Annotated in this window: 17 protein-coding genes and 1 tRNA gene; 4 read left to right on the top strand and 14 right to left on the bottom strand. The window is 30.3% G+C overall.

Annotated elements, in window-relative coordinates; all coding sequences use genetic code 11:
* Window positions 1-6: 6 nt before the first annotated feature.
* Genes ACQY31_RS05475 through ACQY31_RS05465 form a run of 3 tightly spaced genes read left to right on the top strand, consistent with a single transcriptional unit; the run spans window position 7 to window position 3298 of the window.
* A complete protein-coding gene (locus tag ACQY31_RS05475; protein ID WP_428079254.1) occupies window positions 7-540 on the top strand; it encodes a J domain-containing protein in 534 nt (177 codons plus the stop codon).
* Entirely contained in the window at window positions 524-1498 is a 975-nt protein-coding gene (gene cobS / locus ACQY31_RS05470) for a cobaltochelatase subunit CobS (RefSeq protein WP_428079252.1), read from the top strand. Before ACQY31_RS05475 ends, cobS begins: the two co-directional genes overlap by 17 nt.
* Complete coding sequence (locus ACQY31_RS05465) at window positions 1499-3298, top strand: cobaltochelatase CobT-related protein (RefSeq protein ID WP_428079251.1); 1800 nt, start codon at window positions 1499-1501, stop codon at window positions 3296-3298. It abuts the gene before it with no gap.
* On the opposite strand, the gene ACQY31_RS05460 is transcribed toward ACQY31_RS05465, so the two are convergent.
* The 12 genes from ACQY31_RS05460 to ACQY31_RS05405 all read right to left on the bottom strand — a co-directional run bounded on the left by ACQY31_RS05460 (window position 3292) and on the right by ACQY31_RS05405 (window position 17186).
* Window positions 3292-4575 (bottom strand): ActS/PrrB/RegB family redox-sensitive histidine kinase, encoded by a 1284-nt coding sequence (locus ACQY31_RS05460; RefSeq protein WP_428079249.1) that lies wholly within the window; start codon window positions 4573-4575, stop codon window positions 3292-3294. The genes ACQY31_RS05465 and ACQY31_RS05460 overlap by 7 nt on opposite strands.
* A gap of 2 nt (window positions 4576-4577) precedes the next feature.
* Window positions 4578-6635 carry a DNA gyrase subunit B gene (locus ACQY31_RS05455; protein ID WP_428079247.1) on the bottom strand — a complete coding sequence of 686 codons (2058 nt, stop codon included), beginning with the start codon at window positions 6633-6635 and terminating at the stop codon, window positions 4578-4580.
* 114 nt (window positions 6636-6749) lie between these two features.
* Window positions 6750-6839 (bottom strand) — tRNA-Ser (locus tag ACQY31_RS05450).
* A gap of 1 nt (window position 6840) precedes the next feature.
* Window positions 6841-7626, bottom strand: coding sequence for a class I SAM-dependent methyltransferase (locus ACQY31_RS05445; RefSeq protein ID WP_428079246.1), 786 nt, complete (start codon window positions 7624-7626; stop codon window positions 6841-6843).
* Window positions 7623-9431 carry a translation elongation factor 4 gene (gene lepA, locus ACQY31_RS05440; RefSeq protein ID WP_428079243.1) on the bottom strand — a complete coding sequence of 603 codons (1809 nt, stop codon included), beginning with the start codon at window positions 9429-9431 and terminating at the stop codon, window positions 7623-7625. The genes ACQY31_RS05445 and lepA overlap by 4 nt, the downstream gene beginning before the upstream one ends.
* Before the next feature lie 5 nt (window positions 9432-9436).
* A complete protein-coding gene (pheT, locus tag ACQY31_RS05435; protein WP_428079241.1) occupies window positions 9437-11845 on the bottom strand; it encodes a phenylalanine--tRNA ligase subunit beta in 2409 nt (802 codons plus the stop codon).
* A complete protein-coding gene (gene pheS / locus ACQY31_RS05430; RefSeq protein ID WP_428079239.1) occupies window positions 11842-12909 on the bottom strand; it encodes a phenylalanine--tRNA ligase subunit alpha in 1068 nt (355 codons plus the stop codon). The genes pheT and pheS overlap by 4 nt, the downstream gene beginning before the upstream one ends.
* 40 nt (window positions 12910-12949) lie before the next feature.
* Window positions 12950-13306, bottom strand: coding sequence for a 50S ribosomal protein L20 (rplT, locus tag ACQY31_RS05425; RefSeq protein WP_428079237.1), 357 nt, complete (start codon window positions 13304-13306; stop codon window positions 12950-12952).
* A 2-nt stretch (window positions 13307-13308) separates the two neighbouring features.
* Window positions 13309-13515, bottom strand: a complete 207-nt coding sequence (rpmI, locus tag ACQY31_RS05420; RefSeq protein ID WP_023854436.1) for a 50S ribosomal protein L35 — start codon at window positions 13513-13515, stop codon at window positions 13309-13311.
* A 53-nt stretch (window positions 13516-13568) separates the two neighbouring features.
* The gene (gene infC, locus ACQY31_RS05415) at window positions 13569-14114 is read right to left on the bottom strand and encodes a translation initiation factor IF-3 (protein WP_075505925.1); all 546 of its coding nucleotides are present in this window, start codon (window positions 14112-14114) and stop codon (window positions 13569-13571) included.
* On the bottom strand, window positions 14115-16031 hold the full coding sequence (gene thrS / locus ACQY31_RS05410) for a threonine--tRNA ligase (protein ID WP_428079234.1): 1917 nt from the start codon (window positions 16029-16031) through the stop codon (window positions 14115-14117). It lies immediately after the preceding gene.
* A complete protein-coding gene (locus ACQY31_RS05405; protein WP_428079232.1) occupies window positions 16032-17186 on the bottom strand; it encodes a glycosyltransferase family 4 protein in 1155 nt (384 codons plus the stop codon). It abuts the gene before it with no gap.
* A gap of 42 nt (window positions 17187-17228) precedes the next feature.
* Here ACQY31_RS05405 and ACQY31_RS05400 point away from each other — a divergent pair, with 42 nt between their 5' ends.
* Window positions 17229-17975, top strand: coding sequence for an alpha/beta hydrolase (locus ACQY31_RS05400; protein WP_428079231.1), 747 nt, complete (start codon window positions 17229-17231; stop codon window positions 17973-17975).
* Here the strand turns inward: ACQY31_RS05400 and gltB are convergent.
* Window positions 17968-22473: a glutamate synthase large subunit gene (gltB, locus tag ACQY31_RS05395; RefSeq protein WP_428079229.1), complete on the bottom strand. Its 4506-nt coding sequence runs from the start codon at window positions 22471-22473 to the stop codon at window positions 17968-17970. The two genes, ACQY31_RS05400 and gltB, sit on opposite strands and share 8 nt — an antisense overlap.
* Complete coding sequence (locus ACQY31_RS05390) at window positions 22473-23912, bottom strand: NAD(P)-dependent oxidoreductase (RefSeq protein WP_428079227.1); 1440 nt, start codon at window positions 23910-23912, stop codon at window positions 22473-22475. The genes gltB and ACQY31_RS05390 overlap by 1 nt, the downstream gene beginning before the upstream one ends.
* Window positions 23913-23956 lie beyond the last annotated feature (44 nt).

The following is a 23956-nucleotide window of genomic DNA, read 5'->3' as shown; positions in this document are numbered from 1 at the left end:
TATATCATGAAAAATATTTGTGACTGGAATAATTGTAATGAAATCGGTGAATACAGGGCACCGATAGAAAAGGATAATAGCAGGAAATATCGAATGCTTTGTCTAGAACATGTTAAAGAATTTAACAAAAACTGGAATTATTTTTCTGGGATGAGTGATAACCAAGTAATCAATTTTTTAAAGTCAGATATGACTTGGCACAAACCTACTCAAAATTTTAGTTCTTCAGATAATTTTTTTAAAGTCCTATGGAACACAACATTAAAAGATGAATTTGATAAAGATAAATTCAATGGAGACTATAATCATATGCGTCAATTTAAATTCGATCATAAAGATATTAAAGCATTTGGAATATTGGGAATATCTGTGGGTTTAAAATGGCAAAAAATACAAGAAAAATTCAAAGTGCTTGTTAAAAAATTTCACCCTGATATGAATGCTGGAAATAAAAAATACGAGGAAAAATTAAAACTGATCACTTTAGCTTACACACAGCTAAAAAACACTTATAGGGAAAAAATTGACTCCAAATCTTAACATTCAACCTGACATAAAAGTTTCTTTAAAACAATCTTTTGGAATAGATTCTGAAATGGAAGTAGATGCATTTTCAAAAAAAAATGAATATGTGCCTGAAATAGATAAAAACTATAAATTTGATAGAGATACTACACTTGCAATCATTTCAGGATTTGCGTTCAATAAAAGAGTATTAGTACAAGGATATCATGGTACTGGAAAATCAACACACATAGAGCAAATAGCTGCAAGACTAAACTGGCCGTGTATTCGAGTAAATTTAGACAGTCATGTTAGTCGAATAGATTTAATAGGTAAGGATGCAATTGTCCTTAAAGATGGAAAACAAGTAACGCAGTTTAATGAGGGTATTCTGCCATGGTCAATTCAAAATCCAGTTGCTTTAGTATTTGATGAGTATGACGCTGGAAGACCTGATGTTATGTTCGTTATTCAAAGAGTGTTGGAGGCTGAAGGAAATTTCACGCTACTAGATAAAAACAAAGTAATTAGTCAAAATAAGTATTTCAGGTTATTTGCTACATCTAATACAGTTGGGCTTGGTGATACTACTGGACTTTATCACGGAACACAGCAGATTAACCAAGGGCAGATGGATAGATGGAATATTGTAACAACATTAAACTATCTAAGCCTAGATAGAGAAATGGATATAGTTTTATCAAAGAATAAAAATTTAAATAATGCTAAGGAAAAAGAAAAAGTTGCTAATATGATTAAAGTAGCATCCTTAACCAGAAAAGGTTTTATTGCTGGAGATATATCTACTGTAATGAGTCCAAGAACAGTTCTTCATTGGGCTGAAAATTCTGAAATTTTTAAAGATACTGGATATGCTTTTAGAGTAACCTTTTTAAATAAGTGCGATGATATTGAGAAAAATACAATCGCGGAATATTATCAAAGATGTTTTGGTGAAGAATTGCCTGAGTCTTTGATTAATATTCAAATTTAAATGAGCAATAAAGAAACAAATTTAAAAGAAAAATTTAGAATTGCTTTATCTTCAACAGCAAAAGTTATCGCAGACGATATTGACATAAACAACAAATCTTCTGAAGATAAAAAGACTAAAGATATTTCGTCTTTTGAAATAAATGATCTAACTAGTCCAAGTGATTTTATAAAATTAAGGGCTGAAACAGACTCTACAGCACTTAAAAAAAGGTTTTCTAATGAAAAAATTTACAAAAAAAATTTGCCTTCAAACACTTCCTCTAGATCTTTATATAATATAGCTGAAAAAATTAGATATGAGGCCCTAGGGGGCAAAATGTTGAAAGGAATTCAAAAAAATTTTTCTGAAAACTATTCACAAATAATTAATCGTAAAAGAAAAGATCAGCTTAAAACAAAAGAGGACGTTCCTGTTGCTGAAGCATTTGAGTTATATATGCTTAAAAATTTTCATAATATTGATCTAAATCCTTTAACATCTAGAATGCTTAATTTCTGGGAAAAAGATTTTGAGCAATCAATTAAGAAACATAAAGAATTTTTATTAAATAATTTAGAAAATCAAAATACGTATGGTTCTAAATTTTCTGAAATACTAGAAGAAATGGATATTTTTCAAAGTGATGAGGAAGATCAAGAAGAGGAAGAAAATCAAGATCAAGGTCAAGACAATCCCTCAAATGATGACCAAAATAAAGATAATGAAGATGGCAAAGATGAAAATGATGAACAGCAAACAGAGGCATCTGTTGATGCTGATTATAATATAGACGAGTTTAATTTGGATGATCAGTTGTCAGATGTTGAGTCTGATGAACAAAACTCTGAGCAGGTAATTCAAAAAAAAATTGATAATGTAAATCTTGATTACAAAATATTTACTACACAATACGATGAAGTTGTTAAAGCTGAAAATCTAGAAAATGCAGATGAAACTACTAAACTTAGAAAAAATTTAGATCAACAGTTAGTTGGTTTCCAAGATGTAATTACTAAATTAGCTAATAAACTTCAAAGACAATTACTAGCAAAGCAAAACAGAGCTTGGGAATTTGATTTAGAAGAAGGCTTGCTTGATAGTTCAAAGTTACCAAGAATAATAATGGATCCATATAACTCTTTGTCATTTAAAAAAGAAAAAGATCTAGACTTTAAAGACACAGTTGTAACTTTGCTTATTGATAATTCTGGATCTATGAGAGGGAGACCAATAACGATTGCTGCTATCTGCGCAGACATCCTGTCAAGAACACTTGAAAGATGTTCGGTAAAAGTAGAGATTTTAGGATTTACCACAAAAAACTGGAAAGGTGGACAAAGTAGAGAATTTTGGACTAAAAATTCAAAACCAAAAACACCTGGGAGACTTAACGATCTAAGACATATAATTTATAAAGGTGCAGATACACATTGGAGACAGGCAAAAAATAATTTAGGCCTGATGTTAAAAGAGGGTTTATTAAAAGAAAATATTGATGGAGAAGCTATATCTTGGGCATACAACCGGATTAAAAAAAGAAAAGAAGAAAGAAAAATTTTAATGGTAATTTCTGATGGAGCACCAGTTGACGACTCAACACTTTCAGTAAATTCAGGAGACTTTTTAGAAAAACATTTAAAGAAAATGGTCAAATTTATTGAGAATAAATCTGATATTGAAATTTTAGCGATTGGTATTGGCCATGATGTTTCGAGATATTATGATAGAGCTATAAAAATTACTGATGTAAATGAATTAGGTGATGTGATGATATCTCAACTTAGCTCTTTGTTCGAAACAAAGAAAAAATTTCATTGAATATTAAATAAATTTTTATTTTTCCATTTAATTATCACTTCAGCACCAGATCTTGTTTTAGAGTTTCTACATATTACAGAAGCAAAATTTTTTTCTAACAATGTTTTTCCTATAAACAAACCTAAACCAAGCCCTGTTTTTGATTTATCTTGAGGGTTATTTGATTTTAAATATGGTTCACCGATTTTTGACAAAATATCCTTTGGATAGCCGGGACCATCATCCTCAATACTTATTTCAGTAAATTCACTATCACTCTTTAGATTTATAAAAATATTTTCATCAGAAAATTTATTAGCATTACCAAGGAAATTTCTTAGTCCATAGACAATTTCTATAGATTTAACTATTTTTTTTGAATTAGAGTCTTGATCAAAATTAAAGATAAAGTTCTTCGTACTTATTTCTTTAAATGAATTTAAAATTTCATTTAAATAATCTCTAATTGAAATATCCTTATCAATAAATTCATCTTCTTCATCTGGATTTAATGTTAATTTTTTTAATATTTCATTACATCTTTTAACCTGACTGAATAATAAATTGATATCTTTTTCTACATCTTTATTACCTTCAAATTGTTTTAGTAATTCTTGGGTAATTATTTTTATGGTTGAAAGAGGCGTTCCCAAAGAATGTGCGGCTGCAGCAGCTTGACCACCTAAGGATAGTAGCTCATGTTCCTTGGCCATTACTTCTTCCATTTTAGTTAGAGCTTCTTTTCTTAACCTGGACTGAGTTCCAAAAGTCATTGCAAAATAATTCAAAAAAACAAGAGCAATAATCAAAGCGATTGGAATAGAATAATAGTAATAAGGGCTTACATGAAAATGATCACCAAATGGAGAAGGTAATTCTGTTGAATAAAAAGTTAAAAAGATAATTAAGAAAGCTGTTAAAAATACAAGCAAAGTATTTGTTCTAAAACTTAAATTAGAAGATGAAAATACACTCGGAATAATTATGAAAATAACAAAAGGATTAATAATTCCACCTGATAAATAAAGTAATATAGCTAGTTGCAAAATATCAATAACTAAAAAAATGAAAGCTGATCTATCTGATAATTGAGTCTTTTTATATATAAAAATTAAGTAAAAATTACTTACGACACCAACCAATATAACTAAATTAGAAGTTATAAAATCAAATTTAAAATCTAAGACAAAGTATACAAAATTAACTGCAATTAACTGTCCAATTATCCCAATCCATCTTAAGGTAATATAAGTAGACTTTTTGAAAGAGTGATGTTTTGAAGTTTCAAAAAACTTCATTTTTAAATATCAAGATTTTTTACATTAATAGCATTTGAAACTATAAAATCTTTTCTTAACGCAACATCACTTCCCATTAGTGTATGGATAAGGCTTTGATCTTTTTTAAGATCTTTTGAGTACTGAACTTGAAGCAAATTTCTAGTTTCAGGGTCTAAAGTTGTATTCCACAACTCTTCTGGATTCATTTCACCAAGACCTTTGAACCTTTGAATATTCATTTTTGATTTTTCTAAATCTAAAGCATTAAAATATTCTTTAGAGCCTTTTTTTAATTTTTTTAATTCCTTATTATTATTTACGATATAATCCTCTAATTCTTTTTCATCCTTAATATAAACACCCTTTGAACCTTTATTAATTTTAAATAATGGTGGTTGAGCTAAATAAACATGACCATTTTCGATTAATTTATTAAATGGTTTGTTATTAAAGAAAGTTAACAACAATGCTCTTATGTGAGAACCATCAACATCTGCATCAGTCATTATAATTATTTTACCGTATCTTAAATCTTTTAAATCTATTTCCTGAGATTTAGGATCAAGTCCCAATGCATTAATTAATGTTACTATTTCATTTGAAGATATCATTTTTGCAAGAGCTTTTGTTCTTAGATCTGAACCATTGCCGTTACCATTTTTTTTTAAATTTATATCCTCAACATAAGTGTTTAAAATCTTACCTCTTAGAGGCAAAACAGCTTGATTTGCTCTATTTCTTCCTTGTTTAGCTGAACCACCCGCTGAGTCTCCCTCAACTATAAACAATTCTGTACCCTCTTGTTTTCCAATCTGACAATCGGCTAATTTTCCTGGTAATCCACTTAACTCAAGCGCTCCCTTTCTTCTGACATTCTCTCTAGCTTTTCTTGCAACATCTCTTGCCATAGCTGCTTGGATAACTTTGGCCAAGACTATTTTTGCAATTGATGGATTTTGATCAAACCAAATTGATAATTTTTCATTAACTAAAGTTTCAACAATAATTCTTACTTCGGATGAAACCAGCTTATCTTTAGTTTGTGAAGAAAACTTAGGATCAGAGATTTTAGTTGAAAGCACACATGTTAAGCCTTCTTTAATGTCATCTCCTGAAATAGCTAATTTATTCTTTTTTAATAAATTATTTTCATTGGCATATTTATTTACAACTCTTGTAAGAGCACTTCTAAAACCTAATAAATGTGTTCCACCATCTTTTTGATAAATATTATTTGTGTATGGAAATATATCCTCTGCATAACCAGCATTCCATTTTAATGAACACTCTATTTCAATGTTATTTTTTTTGCCTTCAATGTAAATTGGTTTTCGGAATAAATCATTACCATTTTTATTTTGTAGTTTTTCTCTTTTACCATCTAAAAAATCTACAAACTCTAAAACACCACCATCAAATTTAAATTCAGATGTTTTTTCTTTTTTTTGACTAGCATCAGTAAAAATTATTTTTATACCTTTATTTAAGAATGCCAACTCTCTCATCCTTTTAATTAAAATATTTGCACTAAATTTAATTGATGAGAATATATCTTTCGAAGGTAAGAATGTTATTTGAGTACCTGTATTTTTAGATTTTCCAACTACTTTAAGAGGAGATTTTGCTTCACCATTTTTAAATTCTATAAAATATTTCTTTCCATCTCTATTTATTTCTAATTCTAGTTTTTCCGACAATGCATTAACAACTGAAACACCAACTCCATGTAGTCCACCAGAAACTTTATATGAATCATGATCAAACTTACCACCAGCATGAAGTTGAGTCATAATTACCTCAGCTGCAGATTTTTTTTCCCCTTTATGCATGTCAACAGGGATACCTCTTCCATCATCATTTACAGTAATTGTTCCATCAGAGTTAATTTTTACATTAATATTTTTACAATGACCTGCTAATGCCTCATCTATCGAGTTATCTACAACTTCATAAACCATATGATGTAAACCGGTACCATCATCAGTATCTCCTATATACATCCCTGGTCTTTTTCTAACTGCTTCAAGACCTTTTAAAACTTTGATGGAGTCCGCTTGATATGTATTTTTATTTGTCATTTTTTAAATTTTGGAAAAAAATAAATATAACATTTTTTAAAAAAATTGCTGAATTATCTCAATAATATGAAGACAGAAACCTTAAATTATTGTTGAAATACTTAGGTAATTTAATGGCGGAGAGAATGGGATTCGAACCCATGAAAGAATTGCTCCTTTACACGCTTTCCAAGCGTGCGCCTTCAACCACTCGGCCATCTCTCCGTCAATCACTTTTAAAAAAGCAAAATGATGTATTTTTAATTTTATAAATTTTTTTATTTTTTGAGATTTCGTTTAGATATTTTACTATGTCCTTAGACGATGTTTTTCCAGGGACATAATCGTGCCAAAGAATTATTCCATTTTTTTTTAACATTTCGAAAGATTTTTGAGAATCATTTTTGACTATTGAGTAAGTATGACCTCCGTCGATAAAAATTAAATCCATTTTATCTTTATATTGTGTGTGGTCAAATTTTAGAGAATTTTCAAATATTACGTTAATTTTATTTTCTACATCACTTCCTGAAAATAAAAAACTTTCATATATACTTTCATTGATTACATTCCTATAGGAAACTCTATTATCATCTTTGTTTTTCTCTAATTCCTCTAATTCATTTGGTCCAATAGTAATTGAATTAATCTTAGCATCAGATGAAGAATTTAATGCCATTAAATAAGTTGTTTTTCCACTACATGTTCCAAATTCAAAAATATTTTTACTTGATTTACTTAATGTCGAAATAATCCAGGCTTCATAGTCAGATGTCATTCCTACAATATTGTTACCTGCACTAATACTAAAACTTTTTATAATAGCATTATTATTTGGGCCAGATAAATTTTCAGATATTTTTTTTAGCTTAAATGAAGAATGTATATCTGCAAGTTCAATATTTTTTATTTTATCATCATAAAAGAATCTTTTAATTTTTTTTTTATTTAAAAAATAAATTAAAATTAAATTTAAAAAAATTGAAATACCAAGTAATAATTTTATGCTCATTTTTCTTTACTTATTTTTAAAACACCAATAAATGCCTCTTGGGGTATTTCTACTCTTCCAAATTGTTTTGATCTAGCCTTACCCTTTTTTTGTTTTTCTAATAATTTTCTTTTTCTATCTGTAGCTCCACCGCCATGAATTTTTGTTAAAACATCTTTTTTAAAACCTTTTATTGTTTCTCTTGCAATAATTTTTCCTCCTATTGCTGCTTGAACAGGAATCATAAAATTATGTCTCGGAATCAAGTCTTTTAATTTTTCACAAACTTCTCTTCCAGTTTTTTGAGCAAAATCTTTATGTATCATCATAGCTAAAGCATCAACAGGTTCACCATTAACTAAAATACCAAGTCTTACTAGATCGCCTTCTCTGTGCTCAATTATTTCATAATCAAAACTTGCATATCCACTCGTCATTGACTTAAGTCTATCGTTGAAATCAAACACAACTTCATTTAAGGGAAGTTCATAATTTACTACTGCTCTACTTCCAGAATAACTAAGGTTTGTTTGCACTCCTCTTTTGTCTTGACACATTTTAATTATTGAACCTAAGTACTGGTCTGGAGTAATAATGGTTGCCTTAATCCAAGGTTCTTCAATATATTTTATTAATGTAGGATCTGGTAAACTTGATGGATTTTGTAAATCCATAGTATCACCATTATTCAAATGAACTTTATAAACTACTCCTGGTGTTGTTGTTAATAAATTAACGTCAAATTCTCTTTCAAGTCTTTCAGTTACTATTTCTAAATGAAGTAAACCTAAAAACCCACATCTAAATCCTAAACCTAAAGCTGAAGATGATTCTGGTTCAAAAGAAAAACTTGCATCATTTAATTGTAATTTTGCTAAACCATCTTTTAATTTTTGAAACTCTGAACTATCTACAGGAAACAATCCACAAAATACTACAGGCTTACTTGGTTTAAAACCTGGTAAAGCTTCATTTAATGGTTTTGTTGCATCACAAATAGTGTCTCCAACTTTTGTCTCTGATAACACTTTTATACCTGTTGTGATAAATCCTATTTCTCCTGTTTTTAATTCAGTGATATCAACTGGTTTTGGAGTAAAAACACCAACTTTTTCTACAATATATTCTTGATTTGTAGACATCATTTTGATCTTCATATGTTTTGAAAGTTTGCCATCTATAACTCTAACTAATATGACAACACCTAAATAAGTATCGTACCAACTATCAACTAGTAAACATTTTAAATCCGATGAACTTTCACCTTTTGGTGCTGGTAAAGTCGTTATAATTTGCTCTAAAATATCTCCTATTCCTTCGCCGGTTTTTCCAGAACACGGAATAGCATTCTCAGTATCTATCCCAATAACTTCCTCAATTTGCTTTTTTGTTCTTTCTAAATCAGAAGCTGGTAAATCTACTTTATTTAATACTGGGACAATTTCATGATTTGTATCTAATGCTTGATAAACATTTGCTAAAGTTTGAGCCTCAACTCCTTGAGTACTATCCACAATCAAAATTGAACCTTCACACGCGTATAATGATCTACTTACCTCATAGCTAAAGTCTACATGGCCAGGTGTATCTATAATATTTAAAATATATTCTTTTCCATCTTTAGCTTTATAATTTAACTTTACTGTTTGAGCTTTAATGGTGATACCTCTCTCTCGTTCAATATCCATTGAATCTAAAACTTGAGCTTTCATCTCTCTTTCAGTCAGGCCACCACAACTGTGAATTATTCTGTCTGCAATAGTAGATTTTCCATGATCAATGTGTGCAATGATTGCAAAATTTCTTATATTATCGATTGAACTCATTGGCTTTAGGATCGAATTTTAGCGCCAGTTTTATTTTCGACTGTTTCTATAATAGACTTATTTATTTGATCTAAATCTGCTTCTTTAAGAGTTTTTTCTTGAGATTGAATTGTAACACTGAACGCAATTGATTTTTGGTTTTCAGGAATATTATCGCCCTCATAAACATCAAAAACTTTAATGTTAGAAATCAAATTTTTATCAACATTTGATACAACATTTACCAAATCTTGAACTTTAATTTTCTTATCAACTATAAAAGCAAAATCCCTTTCTGACTTTTGATAATCTGAAACAGAATATCTTGTTTTTTGATCTTTTAATGATTTTTTTGGTAATTTTAAATTATCAAGAAATATTTCAAAACCTACTAAAGACTCGGTTTTCATATCTATTTGCTTAATGATATTTGGATGAATTTCACCAAAGTATGCAGCCACACTTTCTTTACCTCTGTTCAAAAATAATCTTCCTGATTTACCTGGATGATAATAATCAGGTGTCTCATCATCAATAAAAAATTTTTCTTCATCGTAACCTGCTTCAACTAAAGTTTGAACTACATCTTTTTTAATATCAAAAACATCGACATTTCTCTCTTTTTCTAACCAAGAAAGACGAGATTTTTTTCCAGCAGATAAACCACAGACTACTATATTTTGTTCACCAGGTTGTTTTCCAAAAAATATTGGTCCTATTTCAAAAATAGATAAATCTTTAAATCCTCTATCTATATTTTTGCTCATATACATAATTAAATTTGAAAATATTGAATTTCTTAAAACTCCTAATTCTGAACTTATAGGGTTCACAATTTTTAAATCATCATTTTGTCCTTTGAAATGATCATTATATTTTGCATCTGTGAAAGACCAAGTAATTGCCTCCAAATAACCTTTTGAAGCAACAGATCTTTGAAGGAAATGAAACAATTTTTGAGTTTGTGTTAAAGTGGATTTTTTTCTCTCTTTAATGGGTTCTTCAATCTTTATATTATCATAACCAACTATTCTTACCAATTCCTCAACAACATCTATTTCCTGAGTAATATCTGGTCTCCAGGATGGGATACTTAGTTTAAAAACTTTTTTATCTTTTTTACATGTAAAACCTAAGTTATCTAAAATTTTTAACATATCTTTTGTTAAAATTTTAAAACCTGTAACTTTTTCAAACGAATTTGGATCAAATTTAATTATTTGATTTTTAAATGTACTGATTTTTTGAATATCTAGCTTACTAATTTCACCACCACAAATTTCTTTAATTAAAAAAGCTGCTTTATTTAAACCTTCTTCAATTGATAATTGGTCTATTCCTCTTTCAAATCTAAATTTTGCATCTGTATCGATATTTAATCTTTTTGCTGTTCTTCTAATTGATCTTGGATCAAAATAGGCTGACTCGATTAAAACATTTTGTGTATCCATTTCTGTTCCAGATCTTGTGCCTCCGATGATACCACCAAGTCCTAACACACCTTTATCATCACTAATTACACACATATCATCTTCAAGTTTATAGGTTTTGTTATCTAAAGCTGTGAACTCTTCACCAGATTTTGAGTTTCTAACAATTATACCTTTTTCAATTTTATCAACATCATATGCGTGTAATGGACGATTAATATCAATCATTACATAATTTGTAATATCAACAATTGCTGAAATAGGTTTTTGACCTATAGAAATTAATTTATCCTTTAACCACTTTGGACTTTCAGTATTTTTTACATTTGTTACCAAACAGCTTCCAAAAGAAAAACATCCTTGGTTTTTTTCGTTTGTAATTTTTACTTTAATTGTTTGAGATTTTTTCGATTTTATTTTTTGTTCTTTAATCTGTTTTAATTTACCAAAGCCTGAAGCTGCTAAATCTCTAGCTATCCCTCTAACACCAAGACAGTCCGGTCTGTTGGGTGTGATTGATAAATCAATCAAATTAGAACTAGATTGAGTAAAAAAACTTTTTCCAATACTATTGTTGTATTTCGAAGATGAAAGCTCAGTAATTCCATCAGTTTCTTCAGACAAATTGAGTTCTGATTCAGAACAAAGCATACCATAAGATGTAACATCTCTAATTTTTGCTATAACTAATTTAGTTTTATTTTTTGGAATAACCGCACCAGGAGGAGCATAAACAGTAATTAAACCTTCTCTAGCATTTGGTGCACCACATACGACCTTCTTAATCTCTTTTTCACCTACATCAACATCACAAACTTTTAAACGGTCTGCATTAGGATGTTTTTCAGTTTTTAAAATTTTTGCTACTTTGAATAAATCTAAACCTTCAGATAAATTTTCAACACTTTCAACTTCAAGTCCAATATCAGTTAATTTCTCAAGTAACTTCTCTTCCTTGGCACTTACAGATAAATGATCTTTTAACCAATCAAATGTTATCTTCATCGACTTAGACCTCTATAATTTGTGGGTACATCAAGTGGATCAAATCCAAAGTGATTTAACCATCTATAATCACAGTCAAAGAAAGCTCTTAAATCATTAATGCCATATTTTAGCATAGCTAACCTGTCTATACCTATGCCAAATGCATATCCTTGATATTTAGCAGGATCAACTTTAACATTTTTTAAAACATTTGGATGAACCATCCCACATCCTAAAATTTCAAGCCACTGATCCCCTTCTCCTATAACAATTTTACCATCTTTAATTTCGTAACCAATATCTACTTCCGCAGATGGTTCTGTAAAAGGGAAATGACTTGGTCTAAATCTCATTTTGATTTTTTCCACTTCAAAGAACTCTTTAATAAAATAATTTAAACATCCCTTTAAATGGCCCATGTTAATATCTTTATCTATATGAAGGCCCTCAACCTGATGGAACATTGGCGCATGTGTTTGATCACTATCTGATCTATATGTTCTACCTGGAGCAATAATTTTAAACGGTGGCTTATCTTTTAACATAGTTCTAATTTGAACTGGTGAAGTATGCGTTCTTAACAAAACTTCCTTATTTTCGTCTAAATAAAAAGTATCGTGCATATCACGAGCCGGATGATTATCTGGTGTATTTAGTGCAGTAAAATTATTATATTCATTTTCTACATCTGGTCCTTCTTCAACACTAAAACCTATTTCTGAAAATATAGATGAAATTTCATCTATAGTTTGAGATACAGGATGAATTTTACCTCTAACAAAAGGTCTTCCAGGTAAAGTTATATCAACTTTTTCTTTTTCAAGTTTTTGATTAACTTCTTTTTTTTCTATTTCTTTAATCTTTTCCGTAATTAAAGATTGCAGTTCATCTTTTATTTTATTCAAGTCTGCTGCAAAAGTTTTTCTATCAGACTCTGGTATTGATCCTACAGTTTTAAATAAAGATGAAATTTGACCATTTTTTCCAAATAACTCTGTTTTGATTGAATTGATTTCATCTAAGCTTAGCTCATTTTTAAGCTTTGATAAAAATTGATCTCTAATATTTTTTATGTCTGACATATTAGTAGATTATTTCCTTAAGAAATAAAAACAATAGAGATTAATTTAAAGCGGATTGAGCTTTTTGTACAATTGTTTTAAATGCTTCTGGACTATCGTAAGCAATTTCAGCTAAAATTTTTCTATCTATTGCAACACCACATTTACTTAAACCATTAATGAATTTAGAATAAGTCATACCCTCTGCTCTTACACCAGCATTAATTCTTTGTATCCATAATGATTTAAAATCTCTTTTTTTATTTCTTCTATCTCTGTAAGCATACTGCATGGATTTCTCCATAGCTTGTTTAGCAACTCTGATAGTATTTTTTCTTCTGCCCCACTGGCCTTTTACGGCATTCAAAACTTTTTTATGTTTTGCTTTACTTGTTACGCCTCTTTTAACTCTTGCCATTGTTACCCTCTTAAACTGTAAGGCATGTATGATTTAACAATTTTGCCATCTTGTTTAGACAAAGTCGTAGTGCCTCTTAATTTTCTTATTTGTGAATTCGTTCGTTTAATCATACCGTGTCTTTTACCTGCTTGAGCAGATATAACTTTGCCCTTAGCTGATATTTTAAATCTTTTTTTTGCTGAGCTTTTTGTTTTTAATTTTGGCATAATTCTGCGGACTTATACAAAGAATGTTGAAAATTTACAACCTCTATTAAGGCTTATAAAGGTTGAATTACCATGATCATTTGCTTCCCATCAAATTTAGGTTGCAACTCTACTCTACCAATATCCTTCATATCCTCTTTAATTTTACCCATTAGTTCATTGCCTAAATGAGAGTGTTGGAGTTCTCGCCCTTTGAATCTGATAGTAAATTTAACTTTATCTCCTTTGGAGATAAATTTTTTTGCATTTTTGACCTTAAATTCATAATCATGAGTTTCGGTTACAGGTCTCATTTTAATTTCTTTTAATGAAATTATTTTTTGTTTCTTTTTTGCAAGATTTGCTTTTTTTTGTGCATCATATTTATACTTTCCCATATCCATGATTTTACAAACAGGTGGGTTTGCATTAGGTGCAATTTCAATTAAATCTAAACCTTGGTTTTTTGCCATTGATATAGCTTCATTAGTGCTTATCACTCCAAGATTTTCACCATCACTTGCAATAACCTGAACATCCGGTGAAGATATTCGGTTATTAGACCTTGGACCTCTATCCTTTGTTCTTCTTTGAAAGTAGTTTTGTTTGAAATCTGCCACTTAGTTTGATGATGCTTTATTTAAAGCAGAGAAAGTTTTTAAAAATGAAGCTATATCCATATTTTCTTGTTTATTAGAGTCTAACCTTCTAATCGTTACTGAATTGGAGTCAACTTCTTTTTTACCACAAATTAACAAAAGAGGTATTTTTGCTAAAGAATGATCTCTAATTTTATAGTTTAAGTTATTATTTTTAATGTCAACTGCAGAACTTATACCTGCATCTTTAATTTTTTTAGAAACTTCTGTTGCATAATCATTAAATTCTTCTGAAATTGGAATTACCATTGTCTGTAAAGGTGAAATCCAAAAAGGAAATTTCCCAGCATAATTTTCAATCAATATTCCAATAAATCTTTCTAAAGAACCAAACAGCGCTCTATGAAGCATAACTGGAACTTTTTTTGTTCCGTCTTTATCAACGTATGATGCATCTAGTCTTCCAGGTAAATTTAAATCAACTTGTAAAGTTCCACATTGCCAATCTCTTCCAATAGCATCTCTTAAAACAAATTCAATTTTTGGCCCGTAGAAAGCACCTTCACCTTTATTAATACTATACTCTAACTTAGAGGCTTTAACTGCTTCAAGAAGTGAGGCTTCTGCTTTGTCCCAAACCTTATCATCTCCAACTCTAACTTCTGGTCGATCTGCATATTTTAAAATTACATTTTCAAAACCAAGGTCTTTATAAATATCTAAAATTAAATTTGTTACATTTAAACACTCACTCGTAATTTGATCTTCTGCACAAAAAATATGCGCATCATCTTGTGTAAAAGCTCTTACTCTAAGCAAACCATGTAAAGCACCCGATGGTTCGTAACGATGAACCTTACCAAATTCTGTTATTCGTAATGGAAGATCTCTATAACTTTTCAATCCCTGATTAAATACTTGTATGTGACCAGGACAATTCATTGGTTTTATCGCAAACACTTTTTCATCAGGAGTTTCTGAAGTGTACATATTCTCTCCATATTTTTCCCAGTGACCAGATTTTTCCCACAATTGTCGGTCTAAAATTTCAGGCGTATTTACCTCTTTGTATCCAGCAGCATCCTGTCTACTTCTCATATAATTAATTAATTTTTGAAATAATGCCCACCCTCTCTCATGCCAAAAAACTGAGCCCGGACTTTCTTCTCTAAAATGAAACAAGTCCATTTCTTTTCCTAATTTTCTATGATCTCTTTTTTCTGCTTCTTCTATTTTTTTTAGATGATCATCTAAATCTTTTTGAGAAGCCCAGCTTGTACCATAAATTCTTTGAAGCATTTCATTGTTTGAATCACCTCTCCAATAAGCTCCAGAAACTTTCATTAATTTGAAGTATTTTCCAATTTTACCTGTTGAAGAAAGATGAGGTCCTCTACAAAGATCATGCCAATCTCCATGAAAATAAATTGAAACATCTTCATTCTCCGGTATTGCCTCAATTAACTCAGCTTTATAGATTTCACCTTTTTTTTTAAAATGATCTATGGCTTTATTTCTATCCCAAACTTCCCTTTTGGTAATCTCGTCTCGATCAACAATTTCTCTCATTTTATTTTCAATCTTTGTTAAATCGTCTTCTGTAAACGGGTCTTTTCTAGCAAAATCATAATAAAATCCGTTTTCAATTACAGGGCCAATCGTAACTTGTGTTCCTGGAAACAATTCCTGTACTGCCATTGCCAATATGTGAGCAGTATCATGTCTAATGGTTTCTAGACCCTCAGGATTTTTAGATGTAAAAATTTTTACCGAACAGTCTTTCTCAATTAAATATTCTAAGTCTTTTAACACGCCATCTACACTTATTACCATTGCTTGTTTAGCTAATGATTTGCTAATTTTTTCTGCTACTTCTAATCCAGTAACTTTATTTGGAAAATTAATATTATTTCCATCAGGTAATGTAATTATAGGCATTTAATTTATTAATCTTTTATACTCTGAATAAGTAGAAAAGCACATTTTTTCAACATTAAATTTTTGAACTATATTTTTTCTTCCTTCAACACCAATTAATTTTAATTGGGTTTCGTCAATTGTCAGCGTTTTTAAAATTTTCTGACTTAAAGACTTTGCATCACCCGCTTTAAATAAATAGCCTGTTTTTTCGTCAACGACAGTCTCATTAGAGCCACCAATATTACTCGCAATAATTGGTTTCTCCATAGACTGGGCCTCCACAGCAACTCTACCAAAAGCTTCTGGTTCAATAGAGGCTGATACAATAATGTCAGAAACTTTGTAAGCTAAAGCCATATCTTTACAGTGATCGATAAATCTTAGCTGTTTAGTCAACCTATATTGTTCTGAAAGCCTTATTAGTTTTTTTTTATACAAATCTCTTCCCTGATCACTTCCAAGGATAACAGCATAAAATGCCTCATAACCTAACTCAATATTTACAAGATTGATTGCTTCAATAAATATCTCTTGTCCTTTCCAGGTAGTTAATCTACCAGGCAAAAGTATAATCTTTTTATCTTTTTCTATTTCCCATTGTTTTAATAATTTTTTCTCTTCAGTTTCAAGTTTTGTGGTAGGGTCAAAATAATCAACATTAATTCCTCTAAATACTACTAATAATTTTTTTTTTTGATTTAAGTAATTTGAATAGTTTTCTTTGATGTGTGAAAAAATAAAATTTGAGCCTGCAATAATTAAATCAGATCGAACCATTACTGAATTATATAATTTTTTCAAACTACTTTTAAAATTATAAGTTCCATGAAATGTAGTCACAAACTTTCTACTTGTTATCTTGGAGGCTATTAAACAAGACCATGCAGGCGCTCTGCTTCTGGCGTGTACTATCGAAATATTATTAAATAAAATGATAAAAGTTAAAATTATTGCATTAATTAAAATTAATATTGGATTTTTACTTTGAACTGGAAGTCTAAAAACTTTTACTTTTTTTTTATCTATAAATTTAAGCAACTCACCGCCACTAGTAACTATAAATGATTTACAACCGTTTTCTGGCAAATAGTGAGCAATATCATAACAACCAGTCTCTGCCCCGCCATATCCAAGTTTTGGTATTACTTGCAAAACTTTTAAATTAGATGACATTTGATATGGTTATATATTAATTATCAACTCTTATAAACGATTATGGCAAATTTCAGATTCCACAAAATTTCAAAGACTAAGAAAATTAGACATATTTGTAAAATTTATAAAAATTCTCCATTCATAGTTTTTTTACATGGATTTATGTCAGATCTTGAAGGAAAAAAGCCAGAAGCTTTTTTAAAATTTGCAAGAAAAAATAAAATAAGTTTTCTTGCTTTAGAGTATTCGGGTCATGGAAAATCTACAGGTAAATTCACAAATGGAAATATTTCAAAATGGAGCAAAGAAACTTCTATATTGATAAATAAATATATAAAAAATGATAACTTTTATCTCATTGGTTCAAGTATGGGCGCATGGATTGCTTTAAAACAATTCAAAATATTTAAAAAACAAATTATGGGATATTTAGGTATTGGATCAGCACCTGAGTTTTTAGAAAATTTGATGTGGAAAAAATTTTCAAAAAAAATAAAGCAAGAAACAATCCAAAAAGGCATATATCATCTTAAACATGGGAATTATGAGTATCCAATTACATATCAACTTATAAAAGATGGAAGAAAAAATAGAGTTTTAAATAAAAAAATAAATTCAAAAATTAATGTTACCATGGTGCACGGTGAAAATGATGAAGCTGTGCCGGTAAGTTATTCTAGAAAAGTGTTAAAACTATTTCCAAAAGCAAAAAAGAAATTAATCATTGTAAAAAAAGGTGACCATAGCTTATCTAACAAGAGGTGGCTTAATATAATTTTAAAAGAATTAAAATTATTAATTAACTAACTTCTTTTATAACTTTTTTTAAACTGATAGGGTTTTTTAGTTTATCTAACATTTCTTTAGGACAAACTTGAATGAAATTATTAATTTCATTATCATAATTTTTGATTATTTCTTTAGATAACAAAGATCCTGTCTCTTCATGGTGTTCTTTGATTAAATTTTTTAAATTTTCTTTCCAATAATCTGTTTCAACATTCTGCCAAACAACTGACTCTGGGTTTACTTTTTTTTCAAATTCTTGTGATTTGTCATAGATAAATGCCATACCACCTGTCATACCAGCAGCAAAGTTATCTCCAACATCTCCAAGAATTACTACTGTGCCACCAGTCATATACTCACAACCATTCGAGTCACATCCCTCAATAACCGTAACTGCACCTGAATTTCTTACAGAGAATCTTTCACCGGCTTGACCAGCTGCAAAAAGTTTTCCAGATGTTGCTCCGTATAGAACTGTATTTCCTAAGATAGTATTTTCATTCGAAACTAAGTTACTTTCCTCTGGTAGTCTTATAGAAATTGTAGCTCCTGAAAGACCTTTGCCGACATAATCGTTTGCATCCCCTTTTAATACCAACTTCAAACCTTTGGATGAAAAGGCTCCAAAAGATTGGCCAGCTGATCCTTTAAAGTTTAATACTAAAAAATTATCATCAAGTTTTTCATAGCCATATTTTTTATATAAATGATGAGAAATTCTTGTCCCAACCGCTCTGTGAGTATTTTTAATTAAATATTCTTTTTCAATTTTTTCAGAATTATCTAAAGCCTTTTCAATCTCAGGCCATATTTCTTGGTCTAGGGTATCTGGTACCGAATTAATTTCTTGATTTTCACAGTATCTAGTATTGTTCCCGTTATCTGCTTGAACAAATAAAGGATTTAAATCTAAATCATCTAAATTATCTGAACCCTTACTAACTTGTCTAAGTAAATCAGTTCTACCAATAATATCATTTAATGATTTAAAACCTAATCTAGCTAAAATTTCTCTAACCTCACTTGCTATAAACGTAAATAGATTAACAACCTTATCTGGTGTTCCAGTAAATTTTTCTCTTAATTTTTCATCTTGAGTACAGACACCAACGGGGCATGTGTTCGAATGACATTGTCTTACCATTATGCATCCCATTGCAACTAGAGCAGTTGTTGCAACTCCATACTCTTCTGCTCCCATCATAGCTGCTATAACAACATCTCTACCTGTTTTAATCCCCCCATCAGTTCTAAGTGTAACTTTATGTCTAAGATTATTTAATGTTAAAACCTGATTAGCCTCTGTTAATCCCATCTCCCATGGAATGCCTACGTACTTTACACTTGTTTGCGGGGTAGCTCCAGTTCCACCGTTATGTCCTGAAATTAATATTATGTCTGCTTTTGCTTTGGCAACTCCTGCTGCAATAGTCCCAACTCCTGAGGAAGCAACTAGTTTTACTCCAATTCTTGCTTTTGGATTAATCTGTTTTAAATCATAAATAAGCTGCGCAAGATCTTCAATTGAATAAATATCGTGGTGTGGAGGAGGAGAAATTAGTGTTACTCCAGGCGTTGAATGTCTTAACCTTGCTATTTCATCAGTAACTTTGAAACCTGGGAGTTGTCCACCTTCTCCTGGCTTTGCACCTTGTGCAATTTTTATTTCAATCTCATTGCAATTGTTTAAATAATTAACTGTTACACCAAATCTTGCTGAAGCTATTTGCTTTACTCTTGAGTTTGCACTATCTCCGTTATCTAACACTTTAAATCTTTTTTCATCTTCACCACCTTCACCACTACAAGAAGCTCCTTTAATTCTATTCATGCCTGTAGCTAAAGTTTCATGCGCCTCTTTAGATAAAGCGCCATGAGACATGCTTCCACTGCCAAATCTTTTTAAAATATTTTCTATTGGTTCTACTTGTGAAATATCTATTGATCCCTTTAATTTTTTTTCTCTGAAATCAATTAAGTCCCTTAAATTTATTGGTGGTAAATTATAAATACCTTCTACATATCTTTTATAAGCGTCATAAGAATTAGAACCAACTGCACTTTGAAGTAAATGTATAAGTTTCCCTTGATATTGGTGTGTTTCTCCATTTTTTCTATATCTATAAATACCTCCGATAGGAAGAATTGTATCTGTGCTTTCAAATGCTTCTTTATGAATTGCTCTAATTTTTTTTTCGATTCCAGTAAGTCCAATACCAGAAATTTTAGACACAACTCCTGGAAAATAATCTGAAACAATAGTTCTGCTTAATCCAACAGTCTCAAAATTGCATCCACCTCTGTAAGAACTTAAAACAGAAATACCCATCTTAGACATGATTTTTAATAAACCTGCATTTACAGATTTAATGTATCTTTCAACACATTCTTCAAAACTAAACTTTCCAAATAATTTTTTTTCAAATCTTTGATATAAACTGTCGAACGCCAAATAAGGATTTACTGTTGTTGCTCCAACACCAATTAAAGTTGCAAAAGAGTGAGTATCTAATGCTTCTCCAGATTGGACATTGATTGACACATAGCCTCTTAATTTTTTCTCAATTAAAAAAGAGTTGATTGCACCAACTGCAAGCAGCATTGGAATTGGAAGTTTTGATATTGATAAATCTTTATCGCTAAGAATTAATTGTGTAACACCTTGTCTAACAGCAATTTCCGCATCTTTTTGAATTTTTTTAATAGCTTCGTATAAACTATTACTTTCTTCAAAGGTACAATCAATTATTGTTGAATTATTTCCAAAAAAATTGATGAATTTTTCAAACTGAGAATTAGATAAAATTGGGCTGTTAAGGACATAAATATTCTGTTTTGTTAAATTATCAAAATCTAGAATATTGCCTAGATTTCCAAATCTTGTTTTTAAACTCATCACTTTGTTTTCTCTCAAAGAGTCTATTGGTGGATTTGTAACTTGGCTAAAATTTTGTCTAAAAAAATGATACAGAGGTCTATATTTATCTGAGAGCACAGCTAAAGGAGTGTCATCACCCATAGACCCTGTAGCCTCTTTTGCATCCTCAGCCATAGGGTGTAAAATTAATTCAAGATCCTCTAAACTAATTCCAAAAGTATACTGTCTTCTTCTTAAATCATCTCCTGAAAAAGAATTATTTTCATTCTCAATCGTTAGCTTGTCATCTAAATCAATAATTTGTGAATTAAAATGTTTATACTCTTTTGCTAAGTAATCCTTAATTTGTTTATTAGTAAATACTTTACCTTTTTCGATTCTTACTCCTATAATTTCTCCAGGACCTAATCTTCCTTTTGATAAAATTCTTTTTTCATTTAGCTCTATCATCCCAGTTTCTGAGCCTGCAAACAATAATTTATCCTTTGTGATTGCATATCTTAGAGGTCTTAATCCATTTCTATCGTTTGCTGCAATAACCCACTCATTGTCAGTTCCAGCTATAGCGGCAGGTCCATCCCAAGGTTCCATTGTGCTATTTAAAAAATTAAATAATTGCTGATGATCTTTTGGCAAAGTCTTATTTTTCTTAGACCATGCATCAGGAACTAACATTAATTTAGCTAATGGTGCAGGTTGACCTGAAATGTTTAATAATTCGAAAACATTATCTAAAGCTGCAGAATCTGAGGCTCCTTGCTGAATAACTGGCTTAAGATTTTCTACATCATCAAATAATGGACTATTCATTTCTTGCTCATGAACTTTCATCCAATTTTTATTTCCTCTATAAGTATTAATTTCTCCATTATGTGCAATTGCTCTGAATGGTTGAGCAAGATTCCAGCTTGGAGCCGTGTTGGTTGAAAACCGCTGATGAAATATTGCGTATCTTGATACAAATCTTTCATCATTTAAATCTAAATAAAATTCTGAAATTGCTTCAGCTAAAAACATTCCTTTGTAAATAATTGACTTTGAACTTAACGAACAAATATAAAAATTGTTTAATGATTTTTTGAAAGCTTCGTTTTCGATTTTTCTTCTTGTCTCATAAATTTTTCTCTCCAAATCTTTATTTGTAAGTTCTTTATTATGAGGTTTGAAAAGTACCTGAATAATTTCAGGCATAGTTTGAAAAGCTTTTTCACCTAAAACCTTAGGATTGACAGGAACTTGTCTCCAGCCATAAATATTAAAATCATTTTTCGTTAGTTCGCTTTCAACAATTGTTTTACAGCTCTCTTGTGCTGCATAGTCATTACGTGGAAGAAAAATCATTCCTACGCAGATTTCAGAATTATCGTGTGTGTGTCCTGTAACCTCAATTTTCTCAATAAAAAAATCTTTTGGAATTTCTACGTGAATTCCAGCTCCATCTCCTGTTTTCCCATCAGCATCTACCGCGCCCCTATGCCAAACAGCTTTTAAAGCTTCAATTCCATATTTAACCACATTTCTGGATTTTTTCCCCTCTGTTGAAGCTATTAAACCTACTCCACAAGCATCATGCTCCATATCCTCAAAATAGACATTGTTTTTCTTAAGTAGATCAAAATTTTTTTTATATGTTTTCATTAAGCAACTTTTTTCTCATTTTTGGATTTTGTTTCTAAATAATTTTTTATGGAATCTGCTGCGTCTCTCCCATCTTTGATTGCCCAAACAACTAATGAAGCTCCTCTAACTATATCCCCAGCAGCAAAGACACCACTTAGATTAGTTTCCATAGTATCAAAATCAGTTTTTACTGTTCCCCATTTTGTAACTTGAAGTTCATTGCTATCAAATAAATTAGGTAAATCCTCTGGATCAAATCCAAGAGCTTTAATAACCATATCTGCTTTTATTTCATAACTTGATCCTTCTTGTACTTCAGGTTTTCTTCTGCCAGTTTCATCTGGTTCACCTAACTTTATTTGATCTACAAGTAAATTTTCTACCTTATTAGTTCCTTTAAATTCTTTAGGACTAGATAGCCATATAAATTCAACACCCTCTTCTTCAGCATTTGCAACTTCTCTTGCTGAACCAGGCATGTTTTCTTTATCTCTTCTGTATAAGCATTTTACTGATTTTGCTTTTTGTCTTACTGAAGTTCTCACACAATCCATTGCTGTATCACCTCCACCAATTACAACAACATCTTTTCCCTCAGCATTTAGAATTCCCTTGTCAAATAATTCAACATCATCGCCCAATCCTTTCTTGTTTGATGCTGTAAGAAAATCCATTGCTGGAAAAATATTATCTAAATCATTACCTGGTAAATTAACTTCTCTTGCTTTGTAAACTCCTGTTGCAATTAATACTGCATCATGTTTTTTTCTTAATTGCTCTAAGCTTGCGTCCTTGCCAACTTCGAAATTTTGTATGAATTCTATTCCACCATCTTTTAAAAGTTTTGTTCGTCTTTCAACTATTTCTTTTTCTAATTTAAAATTTGGAATTCCATATATTAATAATCCTCCAGCTCTATCATAACGATCGTAAACTGTAATTTTATACCCATTTTTTCTTAACTGTTCTGCCGCGGCTAATCCTGCAGGACCAGCTCCTATAATTCCAACACTTTGATTTTTTTCATTTGTAACTTCAATTGGTTTAACCCAACCTTGTTCCCAGGCGTTATCTGTTATATATTTTTCAACGGAACCAATTGTAACTGTTCCATGACCAGACTGTTCAATTACACAATTCCCCTCACACAATCTATCTTGCGGACAGATTCTTCCACAAACCTCAGGCATATTGTTAGTGCTTTGGGAAAGCTCGTATGCTTCTTTTAATCTTCCCTCTGCAGTTAGCTTTAGCCAGTCAGGAATATTATTACTTAAAGGACAATGAACCTGACAGAAAGGAACTCCACACTGAGAACATCTACTTGATTGTTCTTTAGCTTTTTCATTGATATATTCGTCATATATCTCGTTAAAATCCTTTTTTCTTTGATCAACTTCTCTTTTAGGTGGAGTTTGTTGACCTATTTTTACAAATTTTAACATTTTGTCAGTCATAAAAAATATAATTTTCGGCAAATTATATAATGATTTTATTAAAT

This window comes from Candidatus Pelagibacter sp. (assembly GCF_965262185.1).
Taxonomy (GTDB): Bacteria; Pseudomonadota; Alphaproteobacteria; order Pelagibacterales; family Pelagibacteraceae; genus Pelagibacter.
This window is presented reverse-complemented; position numbering and strand designations above follow the sequence as displayed.